General features: G+C 53.7%; 22 protein-coding genes and 3 pseudogenes. 12 read left to right on the plus strand and 13 right to left on the minus strand.

Annotated features, from left to right (window positions below; genetic code table 11):
- Complete coding sequence (locus tag AD665_RS14800) at positions 1 to 2,376, plus strand: TonB-dependent receptor (RefSeq protein WP_053192589.1); 2,376 nt, start codon at positions 1 to 3, stop codon at positions 2,374 to 2,376.
- Here AD665_RS14800 and AD665_RS14805 read toward each other — a convergent pair.
- The gene (locus tag AD665_RS14805) at positions 2,360 to 3,445 is read right to left on the minus strand and encodes a sensor domain-containing diguanylate cyclase (protein ID WP_024777020.1); all 1,086 of its coding nucleotides are present in this window, start codon (positions 3,443 to 3,445) and stop codon (positions 2,360 to 2,362) included. The genes AD665_RS14800 and AD665_RS14805 overlap by 17 nt on opposite strands.
- 408 nt (positions 3,446 to 3,853) lie before the next feature.
- Between AD665_RS14805 and AD665_RS14810 the strand changes: the two genes are divergently transcribed.
- A complete protein-coding gene (locus AD665_RS14810) occupies positions 3,854 to 4,288 on the plus strand; it encodes a hypothetical protein (RefSeq protein ID WP_024777021.1) in 435 nt (144 codons plus the stop codon).
- 185 nt (positions 4,289 to 4,473) lie between these two features.
- Here the strand turns inward: AD665_RS14810 and AD665_RS26920 are convergent, their stop codons facing one another.
- Together AD665_RS26920 and AD665_RS26925 are read right to left on the minus strand one after the other, a co-directional pair.
- Entirely contained in the window at positions 4,474 to 4,728 is a 255-nt protein-coding gene (locus AD665_RS26920; protein ID WP_080996590.1) for a colicin E3-like toxin immunity protein, read from the minus strand.
- Between the two features lie 7 nt (positions 4,729 to 4,735).
- Positions 4,736 to 5,168: pseudogene (locus AD665_RS26925) on the minus strand (colicin E3/pyocin S6 family cytotoxin); the annotation flags it as partial.
- Here AD665_RS26925 and AD665_RS28175 point away from each other — a divergent pair.
- A pseudogene (locus AD665_RS28175) lies at positions 5,165 to 5,257 on the plus strand (DUF6124 family protein); the annotation flags it as partial. The pseudogenes AD665_RS26925 and AD665_RS28175 sit on opposite strands and share 4 nt — an antisense overlap.
- Before the next feature lie 122 nt (positions 5,258 to 5,379).
- On the opposite strand, the gene AD665_RS14815 reads toward AD665_RS28175, so the two are convergent.
- Positions 5,380 to 5,712, minus strand: coding sequence for a type II toxin-antitoxin system HicB family antitoxin (locus tag AD665_RS14815; RefSeq protein ID WP_024777022.1), 333 nt, complete (start codon positions 5,710 to 5,712; stop codon positions 5,380 to 5,382).
- Entirely contained in the window at positions 5,709 to 5,963 is a 255-nt protein-coding gene (locus tag AD665_RS14820; protein WP_053192865.1) for a type II toxin-antitoxin system HicA family toxin, read from the minus strand. Before AD665_RS14820 ends, AD665_RS14815 begins: the two co-directional genes overlap by 4 nt.
- A gap of 345 nt (positions 5,964 to 6,308) precedes the next feature.
- On the opposite strand from AD665_RS14820, the gene AD665_RS14825 reads away from it, so the two are divergent.
- On the plus strand, positions 6,309 to 6,584 hold the full coding sequence (locus AD665_RS14825) for a DUF2442 domain-containing protein (protein WP_053192592.1): 276 nt from the start codon (positions 6,309 to 6,311) through the stop codon (positions 6,582 to 6,584).
- On the opposite strand, the gene AD665_RS14830 is transcribed toward AD665_RS14825, so the two are convergent.
- The 3 genes from AD665_RS14830 to AD665_RS14840 all read right to left on the minus strand — a co-directional run bounded on the left by AD665_RS14830 (position 6,581) and on the right by AD665_RS14840 (position 8,650).
- Positions 6,581 to 6,865 (minus strand): Rho-binding antiterminator, encoded by a 285-nt coding sequence (locus tag AD665_RS14830; RefSeq protein WP_053192593.1) that lies wholly within the window; start codon positions 6,863 to 6,865, stop codon positions 6,581 to 6,583. The two genes, AD665_RS14825 and AD665_RS14830, sit on opposite strands and share 4 nt — an antisense overlap.
- A 95-nt stretch (positions 6,866 to 6,960) precedes the next feature.
- Positions 6,961 to 7,848, minus strand: coding sequence for a dihydrodipicolinate synthase family protein (locus AD665_RS14835; RefSeq protein ID WP_053192595.1), 888 nt, complete (start codon positions 7,846 to 7,848; stop codon positions 6,961 to 6,963).
- Between the two features lie 19 nt (positions 7,849 to 7,867).
- Positions 7,868 to 8,650 (minus strand): aldolase, encoded by a 783-nt coding sequence (locus AD665_RS14840; RefSeq protein WP_053192597.1) that lies wholly within the window; start codon positions 8,648 to 8,650, stop codon positions 7,868 to 7,870.
- 150 nt (positions 8,651 to 8,800) lie between these two features.
- Here AD665_RS14840 and AD665_RS14845 point away from each other — a divergent pair, with 150 nt between their 5' ends.
- On the plus strand, positions 8,801 to 9,367 hold the full coding sequence (locus tag AD665_RS14845; RefSeq protein WP_053192599.1) for a helix-turn-helix domain-containing protein: 567 nt from the start codon (positions 8,801 to 8,803) through the stop codon (positions 9,365 to 9,367).
- 156 nt (positions 9,368 to 9,523) lie between these two features.
- Here AD665_RS14845 and AD665_RS14850 read toward each other — a convergent pair whose 3' ends face one another.
- A complete protein-coding gene (locus AD665_RS14850) occupies positions 9,524 to 10,291 on the minus strand; it encodes a sulfite exporter TauE/SafE family protein (RefSeq protein WP_053192601.1) in 768 nt (255 codons plus the stop codon).
- A gap of 133 nt (positions 10,292 to 10,424) precedes the next feature.
- On the minus strand, positions 10,425 to 11,405 hold the full coding sequence (locus tag AD665_RS14855) for a hypothetical protein (protein WP_053192603.1): 981 nt from the start codon (positions 11,403 to 11,405) through the stop codon (positions 10,425 to 10,427).
- 155 nt (positions 11,406 to 11,560) lie between these two features.
- On the opposite strand from AD665_RS14855, the gene AD665_RS14860 reads away from it, so the two are divergent.
- Positions 11,561 to 12,430, plus strand: a complete 870-nt coding sequence (locus AD665_RS14860) for a LysR family transcriptional regulator (RefSeq protein ID WP_053192605.1) — start codon at positions 11,561 to 11,563, stop codon at positions 12,428 to 12,430.
- Positions 12,431 to 13,028: 598 nt separating this feature from the next.
- A complete protein-coding gene (locus tag AD665_RS14865; protein ID WP_053192607.1) occupies positions 13,029 to 13,388 on the plus strand; it encodes a DUF6124 family protein in 360 nt (119 codons plus the stop codon).
- Positions 13,389 to 13,584: 196 nt separating this feature from the next.
- Here the strand turns inward: AD665_RS14865 and AD665_RS14870 are convergent, their stop codons facing one another.
- From AD665_RS14870 to istA, 3 genes and pseudogenes are all read right to left on the minus strand, one after another.
- On the minus strand, positions 13,585 to 14,205 hold the full coding sequence (locus AD665_RS14870) for a hypothetical protein (RefSeq protein ID WP_053192608.1): 621 nt from the start codon (positions 14,203 to 14,205) through the stop codon (positions 13,585 to 13,587).
- A 516-nt stretch (positions 14,206 to 14,721) separates the two neighbouring features.
- Positions 14,722 to 15,509, minus strand: a pseudogene (locus AD665_RS14875) (ATP-binding protein).
- A 20-nt stretch (positions 15,510 to 15,529) separates the two neighbouring features.
- Entirely contained in the window at positions 15,530 to 17,044 is a 1,515-nt protein-coding gene (gene istA / locus AD665_RS14880; RefSeq protein ID WP_053192610.1) for an IS21 family transposase, read from the minus strand.
- Positions 17,045 to 17,421: 377 nt separating this feature from the next.
- On the opposite strand from istA, the gene AD665_RS26935 reads away from it, so the two are divergent.
- The 5 genes from AD665_RS26935 to AD665_RS14900 all read left to right on the plus strand — a co-directional run bounded on the left by AD665_RS26935 (position 17,422) and on the right by AD665_RS14900 (position 23,462).
- A protein-coding gene (locus AD665_RS26935; protein WP_414860472.1) for an IS3 family transposase occupies positions 17,422 to 18,641 on the plus strand; the annotation gives its coding sequence in 2 pieces (ribosomal slippage) (positions 17,422 to 17,767 and positions 17,767 to 18,641; 1,221 coding nt in all).
- Between the two features lie 322 nt (positions 18,642 to 18,963).
- A complete protein-coding gene (locus AD665_RS27395) occupies positions 18,964 to 20,217 on the plus strand; it encodes a TRM11 family methyltransferase (protein ID WP_147460428.1) in 1,254 nt (417 codons plus the stop codon).
- Positions 20,218 to 20,227: 10 nt separating this feature from the next.
- On the plus strand, positions 20,228 to 21,355 hold the full coding sequence (locus AD665_RS14895) for a DUF262 domain-containing protein (protein ID WP_053192614.1): 1,128 nt from the start codon (positions 20,228 to 20,230) through the stop codon (positions 21,353 to 21,355).
- The gene (locus tag AD665_RS26940) at positions 21,352 to 22,029 is read left to right on the plus strand and encodes an MAE_28990/MAE_18760 family HEPN-like nuclease (RefSeq protein ID WP_057431170.1); all 678 of its coding nucleotides are present in this window, start codon (positions 21,352 to 21,354) and stop codon (positions 22,027 to 22,029) included. Before AD665_RS14895 ends, AD665_RS26940 begins: the two co-directional genes overlap by 4 nt.
- Before the next feature lie 383 nt (positions 22,030 to 22,412).
- Entirely contained in the window at positions 22,413 to 23,462 is a 1,050-nt protein-coding gene (locus AD665_RS14900; protein WP_053192616.1) for a DUF262 domain-containing protein, read from the plus strand.
- Positions 23,463 to 23,466 lie beyond the last annotated feature (4 nt).

Below are 23,466 nucleotides of genomic sequence, written 5' to 3' on the forward strand. Positions count from 1 at the left end.
ATGCCCGGTCGGTGTTATCGGTTGCTCTTGCTCGGCAGCCTGTCGGCACTGCCCTGGGCGTGGGCTGATGCCGAGCAAGCGCAATCGCCGACCGCGCCTGCGGTGTCGCCCGGCCCCGTAGTCCTTGAGGCAACCACGGTGACTGCGCGCCGCCGAGAGGAAGACCCGCAGCACGTGCCGATCCCGATCAACGTCCTCTACGGCGAGCAACTGGACCAAGCCGGCCTGCACACGCTGCAAGATGTCCAGCAGCGCGTGCCCGGGCTGGTGGTGTCCGGGCATGACGCCCGCTATGCCGGCTTCGGCCTGCGCGGCTTCGGCGCCACGACCTATAACGATGGCCTGGAAGGCAGCGTCGGCCCTTACGTCGATGGCGTCTACCAGGCGCGCCAGGGCATGGCCTTCACCGAGTTGATGGACATCGAGCGCATCGAAGTGCTGCGCGGGCCCCAGGGCACCCTGTTCGGCAAGAACACCACCGCGGGCGCGCTGAACATCATCACTCGCCAACCGACGTTCCAACCCGAGGCCAACCTGGAGGCCAGCTACGGGGAACACGGTCTACGTGAATATCGCGGGACGGTTTCCGGAGCGCTGCGCGACGACGTACTGGCCGGGCGGCTGAACGTCTTCGAGCGCTCGATGGACGGGCAAGTGGAAAACCTGGAAGACGGCGCCCGCCTCGGTGATGCTGACAGCCAAGGCCTGCGCGGGCAATTGCTGTGGACGCCGAGCGCGGACTTCAGTGCGCGCCTGATCGCGGACCATGCCCGGCAGAACGAGGCCGGCAACGTGCTGCTGGTCAACCACTACAGCCAGCAGACCCGCCAGCGGGCCCGGTTTGTCGGCTACCCGCTGCCTGCGTCTGACCCAGACCAACGCGAAGTTCGTATCAACGCTCCGGGGCACCCGCAAACCCTGCAGGACGGCGTCTCCCTGGAACTGAACTGGGACCTGGACGAAGCGATGCGCTTGACCAGCATCACCGCCTACCGTGACTGGGACTACCGCGCCACCCGCGACGGCGACAGTACCGCGCTGTCGGTGGCTCAGTCCGAGACCGAGCTGGGGCACCGGCAGTTCAGCCAGGAATGGCGCCTGTCCGGCACGGCCGGCTCGTCCATCGACTATGTCGCCGGGCTCTATTACCTGCGCCAGCAGCTTGACCGTGATATCGACGTCGAATTCGGCAAGGACGCCGCGCCCTGGTTCGTCGGCGACCAACTGGAGCAATTGCAGAAGCTCTACGGCATCACCATCACCGATCCGCGGCAGGTGCCGCCCCAGTTGTTGGACGGCGCCCGGCAACATTACGACGGCCAGCAGAAGGGCGACAGCCGGGCCGTATTCGCTCAGGTTTCCTGGCGCCCCGTCGACCCCCTCGAACTCACCGGCGGCCTGCGCTACAGCCAGGAGCGCAAGGACGGCTGGGTTTCCCGCGACGTCAGTCACCTGGCCTCCCTGGCCGGCCTGCCACCGACATTCCAGGCGGGCGGCCAACTGCTGAGGGACATCGCCCTAGGGGGTGGTTATTACCGCCAGGACTCGATCAAGGAGGACAACGTCTCCGGCCTCCTCAGCGCCAGCTACCGCTTCAGCGATGCCGTGATGGGCTACGTCAGTTGGTCGCGTGGCTACAAGGCCGGCGGCATCAACTTCGACGTGGTCGGCCCGTTCGCCGCGCCCACCTTCGAGCCGGAGCGCGCCACGTCGCTGGAGTTGGGCATGAAGACGCGGTTCTGGGACGAGCGGGCGCTGCTCGACCTCGCCGTCTACCAGACCGACGTCGACAACTACCAGGCGCTCACCTACAGCCCGTCGACGTCGATGTTTGCGCCACCGCTGCGGGACAACTTGATCAACGTCGGCAAGGTGCGCATGCACGGGATCGAACTGGATTCTGTCTGGCACTTGTCCCCCCGACTCACCGGGCGCCTGGGCCTGGCCTGGAGCGACGCGCGCTATCGCAGCTTCCCCAACGCGCCGTGTCCGCCGGCCTCGGGCCAGTGGACCTGCGACCTCAGCGGCGACCGGCTCTACAATGCGCCCGAGTGGAGCCTCAGCAGCGGCCTGGACCATACCCATCCGCTGCCGTACGGGCTGCAAGCCTACAGCGGCGTCGACTACAGCTTCCGGACCGGTTACTACGGCACCCTTGAAGGCGGCGAGGGCAGCTATCAGCCCAGCTACGGCCTCACCAATTTGCGCCTGGGGTTGCGCCGCCAGGACCGTGGGTGGGAAGTGGAAGGCTGGGTGCGCAACGTCTTCGACCGCCACTACATCACCGCCGTCTACTCACTGCTGGGCGCCGGTGACTACGGCGTACAGCTCGGCAGCGAAAGAACCCTCGGTACCACCCTCAGGCTTCGTTATTGAGGGAGATGAAGCGGGTCGGACAAAACGCCAGACGGTTGCCGCCGGCCTTTTTCGACAGGTACATCGCCTGGTCCGCCTTGCTGATCAGCCCATCAACCTCCTGACCGTGCTCGGGGAAAAATGCCACGCCGATACTGGCGGAAATCTCCACCGTCTGGGCGCCGATCAGGATGGGCGCGTTGGCCGCTTGCAGCATGCGCCTGAGCAACGGCTCGCTGTCTTCCACCTTCTGTAGCCCCACCAAGCCGGCCACAAATTCATCGCCGCCGAGCCGCGCCAGCGTATCGCTCTCACGCAGGGTTGCGTTGATCCGCGCCGCGACGATCTGCAACACCCGATCGCCCCAGTCATGGCCATAACCGTCGTTCAAGGCCTTGAAGCCATCGAGGTCGATAAACGCAATCGCTACCTTCTGCTGAAGGAGACGTGCCTTGCCCAATGCCTGGCGCATCCGCTCGGCCAACAGCAACCGATTCGGCAGTTGCGTGAGCGCGTCATACCGGGCGTCACGCTCCAGCAACTGCAGGCGCTGCTTGATCTGCGTCATGTCGCTGAACAGCGCCACGTAATGCTGAACATTGCCGTGCCAGTCATGCACGGCACTGATGCTGATGCGCGAGGTCATCTCCCGACCGTCCTTGTGGCTGCTCTGGATTTCCCCGGACCAATGCCCGTGGAAATCCAGCGCATTCTTCATCGGCGCATAAAACGCCGCGAGCCGCCGCACCATGCGATGGGAGTTCAAGTCCCGGCCCCTGACCTCGTCTTGCCCATAACCGGTCAGGCGTGTGAACGCCTCGTTCACACCGATGACCCGCCCGAAGGGGTCGACCAGCATCGCCCCTTCCCGCGCATGGCTGAACACGGTTGCGGCCAGCTCCGGGCAAATGGTATTGGCCTGCCTGTTCGCGGCCCCCTCATCACGAGGTACCGGCCACCGCTCGGAATCGACGCCCAACCGCGCCAGATACCCGGCCATGAAAGAAAGCGCCCGGTGCAGCCGGATCAGCGCACTCATGGCGAGCCTGGACTTGAGGCAATAACTACGGATGAAGGTGCGTAGGTTCATGGGTTTACACGGTGTTGGCGGGTAAGGGGACTGCAAGCGAAGCGGGCATTATCGAGGGGGAGGGGACGCGGCGACTTTGCTGGAGCGGATGGGAGCTTTGCGGGAGGGGATAAAGCGAAAGATTTTTGCCGGGCGGCTAAAAGAAACAGCAGGATCAAACGCTGCAAAACCTGTGGGAGCCAAGCTTGCTCGCGCTAGCGGCAGGTCGTTATTGCTGATTGACTACCGCCATCGCGAGCAAGCTTTGCTCCCACGGTTATTGCGTTTTTTGCAGATCACTCACAACCAGCTCATTAAAAAGGTCTTACCAGCTGTTACTTCTGACAGTAGTCGATGGGTATATCTGATGCTTATATCCCTTTGCGCTGTCTTATCGGCGCCTTGAGTCACAGCACTGAGGGTTCAAACATGACAACCAACAAGAAAAAAACAGATGCCCGCATGGTCGGCACGATTATCGTCAATACGCCATCTTCGGTAACTTTTACAGAGGTCAATGCGACGTTGTTCAACAGTGATGGCAACAACGCCAGCGGCGGATTTCTGCAAGGAGGGCTGAGAGCGTGGAAGCGAGGAAAAAAAGACGATGCCGCGATTTTTATCGGCTTCCCGGCCGCACAAGCGGGTAGCGACATGAAAACGTTTCAATATCCCGGTGATTTTGATGGTCCCTCTATACGGTGGGTTTTCATCGACGAAGAGGGTAAGCGTCATTCGGTCAGTACAGGGACAATCACTATAGAGTTCGGCAGATTCTTCAGCTTTTTTAAAGGTGTCTATTCTTTCGCTGATACGGAAGGCCAAGTTGTCAGAGGGTCGTTTGATGTGAGGTATGTGGAGTAATGCTGTAAACAGTTGCATCAGGAGGAAGCACTTGGCAGCTTGCTACGACCCGTTATCCAAGAACTCCGTCAATTTGTGGCGAGGGGATTTAGCGAATCATCTCACCGCCTCGCTGGGGCTGCGCAGCGGCCCCAAATCGTTTAGCCAAAGCAGGGTGGTTTTTACTGGTTACTCTCTCTCTGCGGCTACCAACTATCTCGATAATCGAAGGAAATCTGGTAGACATAGGTGGACCAATCAATTGAATGCTGGAAATAAGGTTGGAGAATTTTTATCCATTCTTGGGAAACATTGAAGCCGCCATTATTTATATTGTTTTTGATTGGAATCCCTAGGGCCTCAATGACAGCGCCATCTTCGCCCAAATCTTTCGAGTACTCTTCTCCTTCGTAGCATTCAGTTTGCTTGTCGAACCATTCCAGTCGTAGTTTGAGTCCAATTTAATCCTCACAAATACTTTTTGATATTACGGTTTTTTTGGGCGGCCTTTGTCTGCTCGCCAGTAAGATGATCGAATGCCCCTAGGTGGCTTCCATCGCTTGAGCGATAGGCTTCCAATTCGCCGTGTGAGGAATCCCATTCATAGATTGTTCTGCCCTTAGCATCAAGCCAGCGATGTCGTAGGCCTCCACCTCCCTGTACGGGTGTCTTTTTGATTCCTCACTTCAAGTCAGGAAAACCAACTATTTCTTGTGTTTTCGGGGCCGGATGATAGTCGTGGCCGGCCTCGGCCAGGCCTTTTCTACGAACACTCAGAACCGCATAAACCGGCCGAACCCCCGAATCCCAGGTCGGCGACGTAGTGATCGGCGCGAGGAACCAGTTGAACGACGTCGACCATTTCCCAATCGCGGTTCTGGCCGGTATAGAACCCATACCCGGCGGCATGTGGCATTGGGGATTCAGCAGGTGATTGAGTTGAGTGAGTTGTTGGCGAATCGGGCGCTGGACATTGTTGAAGTGAGGTAAGGGAGAGTCGCTTGCCTGAGCAACATAAAAAAGGGTCTGGCTTGGCAGACCCTTTTTTTGTGGGCGTGTCGGAAGGGACTTGGTGTCGAAGCAGGAAAGCTTTGTATCACCGACACTGGCGGTCAGACGTGCGCCGCGCGCTCAAATACCTCATCAGCCCATTGGTTCAAGCTTTTTCCAGCGGTTTGAGCGGCAATGGTAGCGGCGGCATGAACTTCAGGACGAATGCGCAGCATCACCTTCCCTGAAGCAGGTTTCTCAGGGCTGACGCCTTGCTCGGCACAGTCCGCCAGATAATCCTCAACAGCACTGGCAAACTCGGCACGCAGATGCGTCACTGAGTCGGCATGAAAGCTGATGATGTCACGCACGCCCAGAACTCGACCGACGAAGATGTCGTCACGCTCGTCAAACTCAACTCGGGCGGTATAGCCCTTATAGGTCATGCTATTCATAGCTCAACTCCTGCTCGCTGGAGAAATTCGCGAGCTTCTTCTACCTGATATTTCTTGGCTTCTTTTCCAGGGTGCGGCCGATGGCAGCGCCACTGGGCCTCTCGTAACACGAGCTTGACCCGCGAGCCTTCGCGTTCCAACACTTGGCCGCCCAGATGAATGACCAATGCCTCGATGTCAGCAAACACTATCGCTGCGCTGGTTGGCGTTCGGTAGATCGCGTCAAGGGTCTTTCGGTGTCTGTTCTTCATGTTGGGCATGCTATCAAAAGAAGATAGCACTATCCAGCCAGTCCAGCGTCATTGAAGCCTGATGAGGGGCTATGCCCAGGTTCGGGGACGGCAGCATAGGCCGACCCCAGCGGGGCGATCAGATCCTATCTCCAAAGCTGACAGCCGACATCGCCTTCGCCTTTGCCTACAACTACGCCAGAATCCGCCGGCTTGTGCGCCTTGGACCTCGCCGGTAGTTTGAGTCCTGTCGCGGCTCATCAGTGAGCGGTCGTGAGCCATTGGCCGGAGGCTTGGGTTGCAATAGTAGCGGCGGTACGCACTTCAGGACGAACCCGCAGCAACATCTTCCGGAGGAGCTGACTGATGATCAGCAAAGCGAAAATAAAAAGCGTGAAACCTGCCCCTGGCAAACATGCCTTGCAGGTGGAGTTCGTCAACGGTAAGCGCTACGACGTGGACCTGCGCGAACACGTTCGCCAATTTCCGGCGCTCAAACCCTTGGAAGACCTGTCGCTGTTCGCCACCGCCCAATTGGGCGAATGGGGTTTCGATGTGAGCTGGGGTGATGAGATTGAACTCGCCGCTGTTACCTTGCACCGGTTGGCGTTGGAACAGGCCGGTGAGGTGATGCCTAGCTAAGCGTCCAAAGGCTGGTCACCTAGTGCCAGCACAACCCGTCCAAACCTGGCGTGCTCATCCCGCGGTGTAATCGCCAATAAGTGATCCAGACGTATCTCCCGACGACCCTCCGCGGTTTCAACCTCAAGAAACTCCTCCCGCGTGCGAGCGGTACGTGTGGTGATCGCACGGGCTGTCAGGCGTTGGCCGTCAGTCAGTTCGATGTCCAGCGTGTAGCCGTACAGGCAGGTGATCTCCAGGTAGTCATGCAAGTCGCAGTTCAAGGGGCGATAGGTGTTCATCTCATTACCTCGGTGGCCATGGCGGCGCTCACCCATTAGGACGACAGCGACCGAACAGGATGGCCCACCTGTCGGTTGCAATCGCCCAGCGCGATTCAGCGCAATTGATTCAACATCGTTTGCAGTTGGCTGACACGTGCCTCGTCGAGTGGGAACACCGGCAAGCGCGGATCGCCCACTTCCAGGCCCAGGCTGCATAGACCGGCCTTGATGGTGGCCGGCAAGCCGCCCTTGAGGATGAAGTCCAGCAGCGGCAGTTGACGATAGAACAGCGCCCGGGCCCGGCTCAGGTCGTTGGCTAGCACCGCGTCATACAGGTCGAGGTTGAGCTGCGGGATCAGGTTCGGCGCTGCGGTGCACCAGCCTTTGGCGCCGGCCGCGAAGGCTTCCAGGGCCAGTGGGTTGCAACCGTTGTAGAACGGCACCTGGCCCTCGCCCAACAGCTGCAGCTGGTGCATACGCTGGATGTCGCCGGTGCTCTCCTTGACCATGGTGACGTTCGCCACCGCGTTGAAAATCCGCAGGATCAGCTCCACGGACATGTCGATGCCGCTGGTGGCCGGGTTGTTGTACAGCATGATGGGCAGGTCGATGCTGGCGCCGATGGCCTGGTAGTGCGCGAGGATTTCCGCCTCGCTCAGTTTCCAGTAAGAGGCCGGCAACACCATCACCACATCGGCGCCCTTCGCCTGGGCAAAGCGTGCGCGGCGTACCGCCTTGGCGGTGGTCAGGTCCGACACGCTGACCACCGTCGGCACCCGGCCGGCGACGCGGGCAATGCTGAACTCGCTGACCTGATCCCACTCCGCATCGCTCAGGTAAGCGCCTTCGCCGGTGCTGCCCAAAGGCGCGATGGCGTGGACGCCGCTGTCGATCAGGCGATCGATGGACTGGCCCAGTGCGTCCAGGTCCAAGCCTTGGCCGTCGGCGGAGAAGGGCGTGATGGTGTAACCGATGATGCCGTGGATATTGGGGGTAGACATGGCGTGGTTCCTAATGGGTTCAGTTCAGGCAATCGGCGTGTTGGCGCAGGTTCTGCCGGGCGTAGTAGTTGAAGGCGGCCGCATGACGCTTGGGGCGGGCGATCCAGTCATGGGCTTCGCGACCCAGGTGAGGCAGGATCGGCTTCACCTCGCCGGCGGCCATGGCCAGCAGTTGCAGCTTCGCGGCGCGTTCGATCAGTTGGGCGATGTTGCAGGCTTCCTCCACCGTGGCGCCGGTGGACAACTGGCCGTGGTGGGAAAGCAGGATGGCGCGCTTGTCGCCCAGAGCGCCGGCGATCAGTTCGCCTTCCTCATTGCCCACCGGCACACCCGGCCAGCCCTCCAGAAACGCGCAATCTTCGTAGAGCGGGCAGAGGTCCATGTGGGAAATCTGCAAAGGCACTTCCAGCATCGACAGTGCGGCGATGTGGGTCGGGTGGGTGTGGATGATGCAATTCACATCCGGCCGGGCGCGGTAGACCCAGGTGTGAAAACGGTTGGCCGGGTTGGGCATGCCGTGGCCCTCCAGCACCTCCAGGTCTTCATTGATCAGCAGCAGATTGCCGGCGGTAATTTCGTCGAAGCCCAGGCCCAATTGCTGGGTGTAGTAGGTGCCCGGCTGCGGCCCGCGCGCGGTAATCTGCCCGGCCAGGCCCGAGTCGTGACCGTTCTCGAACAGGATACGGCAGGTCAATGCCAGCTTTTGTCGTACAGTCCACGTATTATCCGGCAGTGTTTTTTGCATCTGGTTGACAGCATGCAGGACCAACTGGTCCTTGGGCGTCGCCAGTGTCTTGCTCATATCCGTTCTCCTGATTCGTTCTTTGACCGTTCTTGATCCGCGTCATGGAAGCTTTGAAAGGAAGGTGCTAATGACACAAAAAATACTATATGACACAAAGTGTCATTTGCAATCTTTGATTGTCCGTTTCCCAGGAAATTTTGGTTACCTATGTCCATTCGCTTGAAATTGCTCAGGAAAAAACTCGGCATGACACTGGACGTCCTGGCCGAAAAAACCGGGATGACCAAGAGCTACCTGTCCAAGGTGGAACGCGGGCTGAGCACGCCCTCCATCGCCACCGCGCTCAAGCTCGCCAAGGCGCTGAACGTGAACGTCGAAGCATTGTTCTCAGAGGAGAACGTCTCACTCGACAGCTACAGCCTGGTGCGCAGTGAAGACCGGCGCTCGCTGGCGTCGAGCAGCGGCAGCTCCGAATACGCGGTCCTGGCCCATCAGGTCTCCGAGCGCAGCCTGCTGCCCTTCATCCTCTATCCCGCGACCGAATTCACTGCGCACCACGCGTTCAAGGAACACACGGGGGAGGAGTTTCTATTCGTGCATGAGGGACAGGTGGAAGTGGACTTCATGAACGAGCGCGTGCTGCTGAATCGCGGCGACGCCTTGCATTTCAATGCGCAGAAGCCCCATCGGCTGCGTTCGGTGGGGGATGTTCAGGCGCAGTTGTTGGTGGTGGTGCATAGCGATGAGTCGGGGGAGAAGGGCGAGAGCGCCTAGTACGTCGCTTCGCCAAAATGGGTCGGGCTTGGGACAACCAAATCACTGGTAGGCAACGAGTGAGGGTGAAACGAGATACCGAGCCTGTTCAGCATGGCCCAAGCACCGAACCACACGCCGCGAACCTTATGCAGGCGTTTGCAGGAGCAGGATTGCCTACGAAAAAATAGTCAGTCCCATCCGGCCTATTAAAAAAACAAGCAACACTAGGAAGAAAACTCTTATAAAGCCGCTTCCATAACGCAGTGCCAAAAAGACACCGGTGAGCGAGCCGGCGATATTGCACAGAGCAACCACGCCCCCTACCGCCCATAAGACATTCCCAGACGGAACAAAAAACATAAGTGCTGCGCTAAACGTGCCAAGATTAACCAACTTTGCCGATGCTGATGCGTTTAAAAAATCGAAGCCAAAAAACTTAACAAAGATGAAAAGCAGCAGACTACCGCTACCAGGGCCAAAGACACCATCATAGAAACCGATCAAGCCGCCAAGAAGAATACCTAACGCAATCTCCTTCGTTCCGCAGTGTTTGTTGGAGCCTACCAGCCCAAGTCTTTTTTCCTTGAAGGTATAAATAGCCATGACTATCAGGATGAAAAAGACAACAAACTCCATCAGCTTTTTGGGCGCAATGGATACTACGGCGGCCCCAAGGAAAGCAAAGACAAACGCTGAACACATGGTGGGAAGCATCAGCCTCCATACGATGGTAATTCGTTTCAGATAACTGAATATGGAAGAGGTATTTCCCGCCAGAACGGCAAATTTATTAGTCCCGAAAACTGTGGCCAGGCTTTGCTGGGGGAGGGCATGTAAAAGCGCTGGTACTTGTACAAGCCCGCCACCTCCTACCGCTGCATCTATCAAACCGCCGCAAAAGGCAAAAAAGCCCAGCGCGACCATAGCTTGATCAAAATCCATATAGGAGATCCTGTAGAAACTTGAATTTCCAAGTCATGGCATTCCCTTAAGTTGAAACTGGTTTCTCTTGGAGGTCGGTTAGCCTGCGACTTGTTGCAGGGGGTAATTGAAGTTTTTCTGCGGCATAGTAAGCCTACGCATATGAGCTCAGGGCGCGGTGCATTGCCGCAAAAGCTTTTCCTACTCGTTCGTTGTAACTAAGCATGATTCCTTTTAATCGGCTTGGCTTAAAATTTATATCTACCGTTCGGCCATAGGCTTGTGCTGCGGCCAAAGCATGCAAGCCATGCTTGTTTTCCACTTCACCGGCATGACCCATTACATAACTTTTGGCGTTGCGAAAGCGCAAAGTATCCGCTCTCATGTCCGGATTAACCTCGAGTAACTTATTCTCTATGTGTTGAGCGATGAAATTATACTCCCGACCATTCCACAGCTCTGAAGAAATCGAAACCATCATGGCATCCAATATCGAGCCCTTATGCGCCGCTGAGTTGAGGGGGGATTTATATTCCGCAACTCCAATGTCATATAGAAATTGTGAAAATTCGTTGCATTCGTTTAATTTATACTGATCTTCAACCCAAGCTGTCGCTCCAAAAGCTGATGTCATATATTCGTACATGCCATCGTGACCTTGGTGTCCAAGCCCGAAATCGTCTTTCACAACTTCATGCATGTGTGCCATAACGTTGTTATAGCCAGCTCGCTTTTCAGCCGGTAAAGATATCGCGTCTGCTGATAATCGCATGATGATTTTAGCTGAAACTAAACTAGTGGTTTTGTGAGTTTCATTCCATCCATTGAAAAACATCAGAACAGTAGGGTCCGCCGTTTGCTTTCTAAGGAAGGCTCTGAATGCGCTTTCAGTATGGAAATGGGCTTCTTGTGTAATTGGATGGCGAAGCACCTCAAGCATGGCATCTTGAAGTTCGGATATTTGCACTATGTGAGCTGGCGAGGGTTCCCTGCGGTGATTTTCAAATATGGTTCGTCCGGGAATTTTTAAGTTTCGTATGTGCTTGGGCAGTGACTCAACAAAAAACTCCCCAAACTCTTGCATAGACTTGCTTTCAAATATATCGAAGCGACGTTGCTGTGATGCTGAGTTCATAGGTATCTTTCCTTGAAAATGATCGAATTATTTAATGCTCTTGGATTGTTCTGATTTACCTTCCTTGAAAATCAGCTTCTAAATATTAAGCGACTTGAGGGTGCGCAACAAGTGACTTATACTCAGCGAATAATTCACTTTCAGTGAGTAGTGGGATGGAGCTCTCTCAGCTAACTATGTTCAAGACCGTGGCCGATCAAGGTAGTATTGTTCGTGCTGCTGCACTGTTGCACTGTGTTCCGTCAAATATTACAAATAGGATTAAACTTTTAGAAAGGGAGCTTGGCGTTTCCTTGTTCATAAGGCAAGGTAGAGGGCTCGTTATCAGTCCTGCCGGTAAATTGTTTCTTGGCTACACGAATAGAATATTGTCCTTGTGTCAGGAGTCACAAAGAGCTCTCGATCCTACGGCAGCGCCCTCGGGAAGTTTGAGAATTGGCGCTATTGAATCGTCAGCTACAGGTAGATTGCCCAAGTTGTTGTCAAGGTACCATCATCTCTATCCTCTGGTGCAAATGCAGTTTGGTACTGGCGATTGGTCGCAGTTATTAATCGATGTGGTTAACCATAAACTTGATGGGGCAATCATCGCCGTCAGACCTGAACATCCAGATATTGCTGCCACTGAGATTTACAAGGAAGAGCTGGTGTTGATCGCTTCTGCGACGGCGGCGCGGATAAGTGAACCACAGGATTTAAGTGGCATGGATATATTCATGTGGCCAGAAGGATGCCCGTATAGGGGATCGCTGGAAAACTGGCTGAGGATGCATGAGGTGTCGAGCCCCATAATTGATATAGCCAGTTATGGCACCATTCTTGGCTGCGTTAGCTCCGGTGCCGGAGCCTCCTTAGTTCCTAGGGGGATGTATGAACAGTTCAAAAACATCGGAAGTATCAGTGGGTATATGTTTGATGATCTGACGCCTATACAAAATTATTTCATGTGGAACAAGAATGTTGAGGTTCATCGTGCGAAGGACAAGTTTGTCGAACTGCTGATAGAAGAGTTTAAAGTAATATGATGATATTTTATACAAAGATAGATGGGGTGCCGATAGCGAGTACCTTTCGTTCACGTTGGAGCAAATGAAGACGTTGCCTAAATCGTATAAGGTGGACGGCAAAGATTTCGCCTTTGCCGGTGGCATAGTTTGCCGGCTCTAACATGCCCAACCTCAGTGATATCTACCCGGCAGGGGCATCGGACCAGGCGCGTATCAAAGAAGTGGAGAAGAACAGGATTGTTTTGGAGCAAAGTGCCCTGGGCGAGCAGCCCCTTCATCGTGACCACCCACCGTCAGGTCGTGCCCTAGAGCTCACATCGCCTTGCGCCTTTGCCTACAACTACGCCAGAATCCGCCGGCTTGTGCGCCTGGGGTGGTGTCGGTAGTTTGGACCTGTCACTGCTCATCAGTGATCGGGTTTAGTCGCCCGTCGTAGCTAAGTCGCTCAAGCGTCCGTCAGTCAGGTATCCCCATCCCTGCACTCGATGGTGGCTGTGCGCAGGGCGCCCTCGGGCGCGCCGATTTCTTAGCTCGTCGGTCGACTAACCTGCGTACAGCTGCCTCCCAATCGTTTAGTCGCGAGCGGGTCGTAGCCTCAACCAAGAGAGCTAAGGTCATGGTCAAAATTACACCGAACCCCCCAGTAACAGACGAGCACGTCTCCCGCGCCCAGTCAGCGCGCAACAAGAAAATCGACGACGCTGCTACGCGAGCCTTGGATTTCTATCTGAATCCCAAGCCCGAGAAAGAAACGTCCGACAACCCCAACACCATTTTTTGCATCGCTTCTGATGTTGATTCTGAATGCCTGCTTGCCAGCCTCAGTGAAAACCTGGCTTCGGCCAATGCCATGATCAGTGATTTGGCATTCGACTTGGATGGATCACGGCGGCATGTGGCGTTGGGGATTCAGCAGGTGATTGAGTTAAGCGAGTTGTTGGCGAATCGGGCGTTGGATATTGTTGAGGTGAGGTAGGGCAGCAGTGCTATGTGCCGCCCGGATTAAAAAAGGTCTTGTCCAGCAAGGCCTTTTTTGTACCGAGGGAGACTGTAGTGTTCCAGTAAACACAAGCCCTTCAGAGAGGTTTGCTATCTCGGGATGTGTAGGGACACATGATCGCGTTTGCTGGCCAGTATTCGGCATCATGCAACCCCTTCGTAGCTATGTATCGCTAGGCCAGAGATCGGAGGTCCGCCTCGAACACCTCATAACTATCCCATCCCAGTAAAGTCACGACTTCAAATGCAAGATTCTGAGTTTTGTAGGGGGCAAACTGTCCGCCAGCTTCTGCAGTGAGCAGATCGAAACATACTGTAACCGCTTTGTGAGGCTTACCTTCCTCCCAATGTGTGGATTGATTTCGACCCTGCCAGATCACTTGCTTCAATACCTGGGTGCCGATTGCGTAACCGTCAGGACAAGCATCGAAGCTCGATTGAGTTATCGAAATTCCCTGTTTTGCGTATTGTAAGAGGCTGGCAGCCATTGAGGATCGTGAAAATGCTCGCGCTGCGAGCTGGTCGTGCGCTTGGGTTAGACGATCCGTTACATCGTTACGCTGTTTATCTGGGCCAAAGTACGTTTCCCAGCGAATCCCTGCCTCCGCCATTACATCGTCAGGATCTTCAGAGTCCTTCCAAGCTGCAGCTCTTCGATAGCCATCATGAACTTCAACGTTGAGCTTCTCTACTTGAGCTTGAAGCTCTTCAACCTGTCGATGTTCCTCCCAGAGAAGGCCTATAACCGAGCGAGCGGCGTGCTCAATTTCTGAAAGGTAAGAATTGATGTTCATTGGTCTCGTTCCTTTCGAGGTTCGGCTTGTCAATATCCGAGCTGCTAGCTGCTCCATGTGAGGAGGGCACAGACTACAAATCGCCAGCTCTCAAAGCCTGATCGTAGTACTTTACGGAAAGCTACGGTTTTTTTGATCAAGTGTCTATCGACTGCTTCTGCGCACGGGGTCGCTCTTCACTCGTCAGTTTGTAACGGTTTGGGCATGGCGGATACCGCTGGGGCCCCAGAGGAATTTTAACCATATGGGACGGAAACCCGCGGGGCTTTAGTAGCGGATGAGCTCTAGCTTATTGAGCTTCAACATTGAAATCGAAAGGATCTTGAAGAAAAGGGGATATCGTTACCATAGCGGTAATGATGACCTCGGATTGATCGTTTCGTAGTGTAGATGCACAGGTGGACTGGCAGTTTGCGCATTCCACACCATCCGGCCACCCAGCCCACCAACATCCGGCCACCTATTCCACGGTCATCCGGCCAGGCAGTCGGAGCGCAGCGACGCAGGTTTGCATTGTTAGTCTGAAGTCTGTGTTGCCGTCAATTTCGTTGCGCGCCTGCGCATCGATTCGCCTTTCAGTTCGATCCGATAAGCGTTGTGCACCAGTCGGTCGAGGATCGCGTCGCCCAAGGTCGGATCGCCGATCAGCGCATGCCATTTGTCCACCGGCATCTGGCTGGTGACCAGCGTCGAGCGGTTGCCGTAGCGGTCGTCCAGCAGCTCAAGCATGTCGCGCCGCTGCGCAGCGGTAAACGGTGCCAAGCCCCAGTCATCCAGGATCAGCAGGTCAGTCTTGGCATACCCTGCCATCAGTTTCGCGAAGCGGCCGTCGCCGTGGGCCAGACCCAGTTCTTCCATCAAGCGCGGCAGGCGCAGGTAGCGCACGCTGTATCCGTCGCGACAGGCCTTGTGGGCCAGCGCGCAGGCGAGCCAGGTTTTTCCTACGCCAGCGCGCAGGCGAGCCAGGTTTTTCCTACGCCAGTCGGGCCGCCGATGATCAGGTTCAGGCCGTCGCGCAGCCACTGGCCGCTGCCAAGTTGCAGGATCAACGCCTTGTCCAGGCCGCGCGGGCTGCGGTAGTCGATGTCTTCCAGGCAGGCGTTGTGGCGCAGTCGAGCGGCTTTGAGGCGAGTGGTCAGGCGAGCATCTTCACGCTCCGTCAGCTCGCGGTCGACCATCAAGCCAAGACGTTCATCGAAGCTCAGGTCGTGGATGTCGGGCGTTGAGTGTTGCTCGCTCAGCGCCTTGATCATCCCGTGCAGTCGTAGGGTTTGCAGCTTGTCCAGGGTTGGGTTGGGTAGCATTTCGAAGCTCCTTTTTCAGGTCAGTGGTAGTAGCCGGGGCCGCGCAGATTGATGTGCTCGTCGGGCAACAGCGGCAGGTTTTGCTGGGCCAGCGGCAGGCGCTCCAGACCTTGGCGCAGGATCGATTCGAGGCTTTTGTAGCTGCATGCGCCCAGTGCCAGCGCACGCTGGCAAGCGGCTTCCAGCCGCTCTTCGCCGTGCTGTTTACTCAGGCGCAGGATGCCCAGGCAGGCACGGAAGCCGTGCTGCGGGTGGATTCGGCGTTCGAGGATGTAGGCGATGACGCCAGCGGTGTTCGGGCCGGTCTGCTCTGCCCAGCGGATCAGCCGTTGTGGTGTCCATTCGGCATGTTCGCGGTGGCTCTTGGGCATGTGCTCGGTTTGGGTAGTGTGGCGGCCTTTGTGCTGCGAGCGCAGGTGGCTGGCCACACGTTGGTTGGCGTGGAAGCATTCCACCGTCTGCGCGGTCAGGCGTACTTCGAGTTGGTGCTTCACCAGTTGGTACGGCACCGAGTAGTAGTGGCCGTCGACTTCGACGTGGTAGTCGATGTGCACTCGCACCTTTTTCCATTCGGCGTAGACGTAAGGATGCTCCGGCAGCGGTTGCAGTGCGGGCTGGTCGATGGTTTCGAAGGCTGAGCGGCGTGAGCCGGGCAGCTTTTTGAAGGGCCTTTGGTTAAGACGTTCGAGCAGCACGCTGATTGCCGTGTTGAGTTCGCCGAGCGAGAAGAACTGGCGGTTGCGCAGGGCCGCGAGGATCCAGCGCTCGACCACTTGCACGCCGACTTCGACCTTGGCTTTGTCCCGAGGCTTACGAGATCTGGCAGGCAACACGGCCACGCCGTAATGCTCGGCCAGGTCGCGGTAACTGGGGTTGATATCGGGCTCGTAACGGTGCGCTTTGGTGACGCCGCTGCGCAGATTGTCCGGTACCAGGATCTGCGATGTGCCGCCGAAAAAAGCAAAACAGCGAGCATGCGAGCCCAGCCAGTCAGGCAGTTTCTGCGACCAAGTGGCTTCTGCAAAGGTGTAGCTCGACGCTCCAAGCACGGCAACGAAGATCTGCGTTTGGCGGATTTCGCCGGTTCGCCGGTCAATGACCGGCACGGTCTGGCCTGCGTAGTCGACGAACAGCTTTTCTCCGGCTCGATGCTCCTGGCGCATGACCACATCGACCTTGGCGGCCCAAAGGCGATAGTGCTCGCAGAACCAGCTGTACTGGAAGCCTTGCGGATGGCTGAGTCGATACTCTTGCCAGAGCAAGGCCAACGTCACACCGGGGCGGCGTAACTCGGTTTGAACATGAGCCCAGTCGGGCATCGGACGTTGATCGCTGGGAACGGCAGGCGGCGGCGGAAAAAGATGCCGTTGCAACTCGGCGTCAGTCAGCGCAGAAGGCCAAGTCAGGCCGCTGGCAGCAAAGCGATTGAGGTACTCACCGACGCTGGCTCGACCCACTTGCAAGCTGACAGCGATCTGGCGGGCAGATAGGCCGACCTCGAATTTGAGACGTAGCACTTCTCGAATCTTACGCATGGATAACCGCTCCACGACGACCTCTCTGCTTCGATAAAAGAGGTCGATGGTAGTGAATTAATCCTGCGTTGCTGCCTGCCTTAAGGGTGGCCGGATGAGCGTGGAACGGGTGGCCGGATCACCGTGGAATTAGTGGCCGGATGTTCATGGAATAGGTGGCCGGATGGCCGTGGAATCCGCAGGCAGTTCACAGAGGACACCTGATCACTAAGCTAGGGGGGCTCCCGCTAGCGGGTCTGGCGGGTTTCCGGCACCGCATGTTTTTCTACGTTCACTAGGTCCCCGAGCAGGAAAGGAACGCACAACCTGAACGAGCCCCATGAAAGACAGGACACCGTTTCCCCCTTACGATAAGGGATAGGCAAACGGTTATGTTTATGACTAACAGCAACGATAAGAGTGGGGAGCTTTTGGGCCAGGAGCGGCGGCGTCGCTGGAGCCCAGAGCAAAAGCTGGCCATGGTTCGCGAGAGCCTTGAACCAGGACAAAGTGTGTCAGTCGTCGCTCGGCGCAACGGCATCAATGCCAATCAGCTGTTTCTGTGGCGCAAGCTTTATCAGGACGGCAGCCTGTCGGCGGTCAGTGCCGGCGAAGCCGTGGTGCCTGCCTCCGAGTTGAGCGATGCGCTCAAGCAGATCCGTGAACTGCAACGGATGCTGGGCAAGAAAACAATGGAAGCAGAAATCCTCAAAGAGGCCGTGGAGATCGCCCGGTCGCGAAAATGGATTGCGCACTCACCCTTGTTGCCGGGGGACGACCAGTGAAGCTGGTCAGCGAATGTCTCGGTGTGGCGCGCTCGCAATTAACGGTTCGAATCAAGCAATCGGTATCGCCCAGGACACGGCGAAGCAGGCCTGTGAACGACGCTGAGTTGGTGGCCGAAATCCAGCAACAGGTCAGTGAACTGCCCAGCTATGGCTACCGTCGTGTCTGGGGATTGTTGCGTCGCGCCCGTGAAACCCAGTTGCTGCCCGCGATCAATGTGAAGCGGGTGTACCGGGTCATGCGTGATCACAACTTGTTGCTTGAGCGCCGCATCAAACAGCCCGGCGTGCCGCGTCGGCACGAAGGCCGAATTGCCGTGGAAACCAGCGATACGCGTTGGTGCTCGGACGGCTTTGAATTCCGTTGTGAGGACGGCGCCAAACTGAGCGTGACCTTCGCCCTGGACTGCTGTGACCGCGAAGCCATCGGCTGGGTCGCCAGCCCAACCGGGTACAGCGGCGATGACATCCGCGACTTGATGTTGGAAAGCGTGGAGAAGCGCTTCGGTGATCAACTGCCTGCAACGCCGGTGCAGTGGCTCAGCGATAACGGTTCGGCCTACACCGCCGAACAGACGCGCCTGTTTGCTCGTCAGATCGGCTTGCAGCCGGTGACCACCCCAGTACGCAGCCCGCAGAGCAACGGCATGGCAGAGAGCTTCGTGAAGACGATCAAGCGTGATTACGTGGCGCACATGCCCAAGCCGGATCGAGAAACGGCGCTGCGCAACCTGGCAATTGCCTTCGAACATTACAACGAGCAGCATCCGCACAGCGCCTTGAACTATCGCTCACCGAGGGAGTTCAGGCGCTTAGCAGTGGCATCAATTTAACGGGGAGTTGGTGTCCGTTTTGGTAGGGGCAAGTCCACTCGACGGAGGGTTGGTCTGTCAGATAGCAATCGTTCATAGAGCGGTAGATTGGTTCAGCTTCACGTCTGCGAACCTAGGATTTTGGTGCTTGCCTCAGTTAGCAAGACTCCTTCAGAAATCTTCGTTAGCGGGCTTTGGGTGCGAGGCCACTTACAAGGTATAGTGGAATCAGGCGACCCATATCCTTAAGAAGCTACGGATGCCGGAGTGGGTACATGCTACGACCACTGCTGGCCAGGGCTGTAGGTGCGCAAGCGTCTAATAATTAGGAAATCAAGATAACTTGTTAGTAATTAATCCCAAAAGAGTAACTGAGGAAGTAGAGGAAAAACCTTACTGGTATAACTATTATGCTGGTTACTCTCATTCGTTCGCGAAAAATATTATCGACTCCAGTGGTCTGACTGAGTCATCCATAATTCTTGATCCATGGAATGGGGCGGGAACTACCACACTAATGTCCTCCATAGGGGGATATCGTTCTGTCGGAATTGATTTGAATCCGGTAATGAAAGTTATCGCGACTGCGAAACAGGCGACTAGAAACGATGTTGAGTTTGTAGAGGCAAAACTCCGTAAGCTCTCGGGTATTAGATCGAGAGTCACACAAGAAAATGACCCTCTAAGATACTGGTTTAAGGAGTCTGGCGTACTAGCTGTTCGCAGGATTGAAAATTGGATTTTAGAGGGGGGGCGCTTTGATGGTATGGTTTCAAAAATTGAGTCATTATCACCTCAGCAATGTGTTCTGTATACGGCTCTTTATAATTGTGTTCGAGAAAATCTGAAAGGCTTTATACCTTCTAACCCAACATGGATAAAAAGACCGAAGTCTGATGCCGAGAAGGTTGAAATAGAGTGGTTGGTGTTCAAAAGACGCTATGCATACTTGGTGTCAGAAATGCTGAAAGGCTTGAGCTTGGGAACTCATGTGTGGCCCCCAGATCGTGCATCCCTAATTATCGCCTCTTCTGCAAATCTTCCATTGCCTGAAAATTGTGTAGACTTAGTGTTAAGTTCGCCACCTTACTGTACTAGAATTGATTATGGCATTGCGACTCTTCCAGAGTTGGCGATAATGTCGGACTCAAGTGCTGATAGAATGGATGATGTTAGACGGTCCTTAATGGGTACGACGACCGTGTCAAAAAAATTAGAGTATAATGAGGTGGCCCTTGGAAGTGTATGTGCAAAATTTTTAAGTGAGGTTCAAGGGCATTCATCTAAAGCGTCAGCAACTTATTATTATAAAAACATACTAAAATATTTTCTGGATCTTAGTAAGTCGCTAGTTGAAGTTTCTAGGGTTATGAAGGTTGGGGCCACTTTTGTATGTGTTGTGCAGGATTCTTTTTATAAGGATGTACATTGTGACCTGCCTTCTATTTTAGTGGATATAGCATTAATCTCTGGATTGAATCTTGATCAGAAACATGACTTTGAGAGCAGGCAGAATATGGTTAATCTGAACGCCAAAAGTAAAAGTTACAGGGATCAAAGTACAGCTTATGAAAGCGTTTTGATTTTTTCTAAATGAGGGAAGTTGTATGAATCAGGATGGATTGATACTAGCGTTAGAGTCCAAGGTTGAAAAGGTCCACACGCAAAGCCTTGACTTGTCATTTAACGAGCTTTTAGACATGTTCAAGGATGGTGAGCTAGATATCAATCCGGACTATCAGCGTCTTTTTCGTTGGAGTCAAGGGGCTCAGTCGAGATTTATTGAATCGTTGCTTTTGGAAATGCCGGTCCCTCCAATTTATGTCGTCGAAGATGAAAACGGGAAATATCAGTTAATTGACGGACTGCAAAGATTCTCTTCTTATTTGCATCTGCGTGGAGAATTGGACGCTCCCCACTTGGCGGATCCAGTTGAAAAGGGAGATTATTTGCGATTGCAGGAGTGTGACATAGTCGGTGACTTGAATGGACTTCTGTTTGATGATTTTCCCACTGCGCTAAAAATTCGATTAAAACGTGCTTTCGTTCGTGTTGAAGTGGTTCGGAAGGGAAGTGATAATAAGTTTCGGTACCATATGTTTAAAAGATTGAATACCGGTGGCGAAGCGCTAACTAGTCAGCAGCTCCGTAATTGCACTATTCGCATGCTAGATTCTAAGTTTATAGATTTTGTTATCCATCTTAGCAAGAAGCCTGATTTTGTACTGTGCACCGGAAAAATCTCAGAGCAGCAAAAGCTCGGTGCGTTTGATCAAGAATTAGTTATTCGTTTCCTAGCGTTAAAGAATTACAAACATAAGTTTGTGCATGATGTGTCGGATTTCTTGACTGAGTACACGGAAAAGGTTACTGATCCGGATGATTTGGAAGTTGTATTCGATTATCCAGGCGAAGAGTTGGCATTTGATAAAACATTCGCAATTTTAAGTAAGTGTCTTGGTGATAAAAGCTTTGGCAGATGGGGGAAGCAGGGTATTCAATCAAATTTTTCTGTGTATCATTTTGAGGCCATATCCGTAGGGTTGCAGCCATATCTAGAGAGAATAGATGCTTTAGATGCAAGTCAAGTCTCTTTTATTAAGGAAAAACTTGTTGGAATAAAGGCTGATGCAGAATTTATAGTTCACACAACAGGCGGAGGCAAAAACTCGCCAGGACCGCTTAATAGTCGTATTAGAATTGTACTGGATAAACTCGCAGAGCTTAATTTATGAGCCTAGCCATTTTTCAAGAGCAACTGGAGTTGGAACGTGAATGGCGCGAGGCTGAAATTAGGTTTTTGAATAATTTACAAGAGGGTATGAGCGATACGGATAGACCTAAGGTGCGCAGATCGATCGTGTGTCTTTTATATGCGCATATCGAAGGGTTTGTTAGGTTTTCGTTTTCATTGTATGTAGATCAGGTTAATAGTAAAGGGTTGACTTGTAAGGATGTAAATCCGGCTATTGCTGCTGCTGCCTTTGCAAAAGAGCTAAAAGCGTTAAAGGATGTTAATAGTAAGAGTTCTTTTTTTGTAAATTCCTTACCTGATGACAAACATTTACATGGGTTTGCTCGTGAAGTGAATTTTATATCTTGCATAAGTGGTTTTTATGACCATCCAGTGGTAATTGCTGAGGGTTATGTCAATACTGAAAATAATGTGGGGCGAGAGGTTTTAGAGAAGATGCTATTTCAAGTAGGCTTGGAATATTCTGATTTGAAAGAGGCTTACTCTCCCCTAAATAGGTTGCTAAATGTGCGAAATGACATTGCTCATGGCAAGCGCAAGCAAGGAATTAATGATGAAGATTATAATGTTTTCCTAAATTGTTGTCGTGGTGTGATGAATATAGTCGCGCGCAGGCTAACCAATTCCTTTGGGGCTGAGAAGTATCTTAAATAAAAACTAATGTGCGTCGCTTGCTTCAATGTTTAGCGTTTAATTTTCAGTCGTTGTATGTGTTAATGTCGACTTAAGCCTTTTTAAAAATATCTCGGTGGGATTTTTAATTGAAAATTATCTTGTTTTTTGACATTAAGGTTGAGTAGTCTGAAGGTAAGGGCTAGGTGGAGGAGTCAGTATTATATTGTCTCATAAAAACATTAAGAGTGGTGTTCCCAGCGTTTGCCCGAAATGGCTAAATTCGAGCGCTTTTAACCTTGTAGGTGAAGGTTTTCTTCAGCGGACTTCGTGCTCAGATGAGCTAAGCTTAGGAAAAACACCAAGCCGGCGGGCGCAGCAGGGGCCGCTATATATTTACTAAGTGTTAATGAAAGGGTATTCAAATGAAGGCTAACGCATCTCCTGTATCAGTTGCAGATTATTGCAGCGCAATGCAGGAAAAAAAGATAGTTGTAAATTCCGATTATCAACGTAAAGATGGGTTGTGGAACGCGCCAGCTAGATCGTTTTTTATTGAGTCAATATTATTGGAATATCCAATTCCCAAAATGTTTGTATACGCGAAGCTCGATTTGCTGACCAAGGCTGTGATTAAAGAGATCGTAGACGGACAGCAGCGAAGCCAAGCTCTAATGCTGTTTTATGAGAATAAGTTGGCGCTGTCGAAAAATATTGAGACAGAAGAGTTGCGTGGTATGAAATATAATAAGCTTTCTGACGAATGGAAGACGAAATTTCTTTCTTATCAGTTGCCAATAGATCAGTTCTCAGGAGTTCCTGAGAATGAAGTGCGAGAAGCGTTTCGACGGATGAACGCAAACAATGTACCTCTGAACGCGGAAGAACAACGGAACGCGCGGTATCAAGGCGATTTCAAGTGGTTCATTAACAGAACCGCAGAGTTGTATAAGGAAAAGCTGCTTGCTCTGAAACTTCTTTCTCGGAGAGATCTCATTCGGATGACTGATTTGCGACTTTATGCGGAAATCGCATTGACTTTAGATGAGGGGTTTATCACGGTTAAGGGGGCTCAGCTCGATAAGCTTTACAAAAAATACAACGCTGATTTTGACTCTGCTCCTCAGTTTGAAGAAAAGATTCGCTATGGAATCGATTTTTTCATCGGTAATGATGTGCTTCACGAAGATGTCTTCCTGCGTATGCACGTATTTCAGTCCATTGTAATGGCTGTGATAGCTATACGCTATGATGAAGAGTTCGACCGTAAAGCTAGAGAGGCCTATCCAGAGGTTTTGGATGTTATTGAACAACATGCCTATACACTTGAGACATTAGTATCAGCATTGCAGGAGCCGGATGATTTTCCGGCTTTGGGGCAATTCATAAAGTCGAACTCTGAAGCTACGAATACGGCTGCTGCGCGAGCTATTCGGTTTCTATACTTCAAAAAAGCCCTTACCCTACTGGTGTAATCGC

Origin of the sequence: Pseudomonas corrugata, from assembly GCF_001269905.1 — a bacterium.
Taxonomy (GTDB): Bacteria; Pseudomonadota; Gammaproteobacteria; order Pseudomonadales; family Pseudomonadaceae; genus Aquipseudomonas; species Aquipseudomonas corrugata.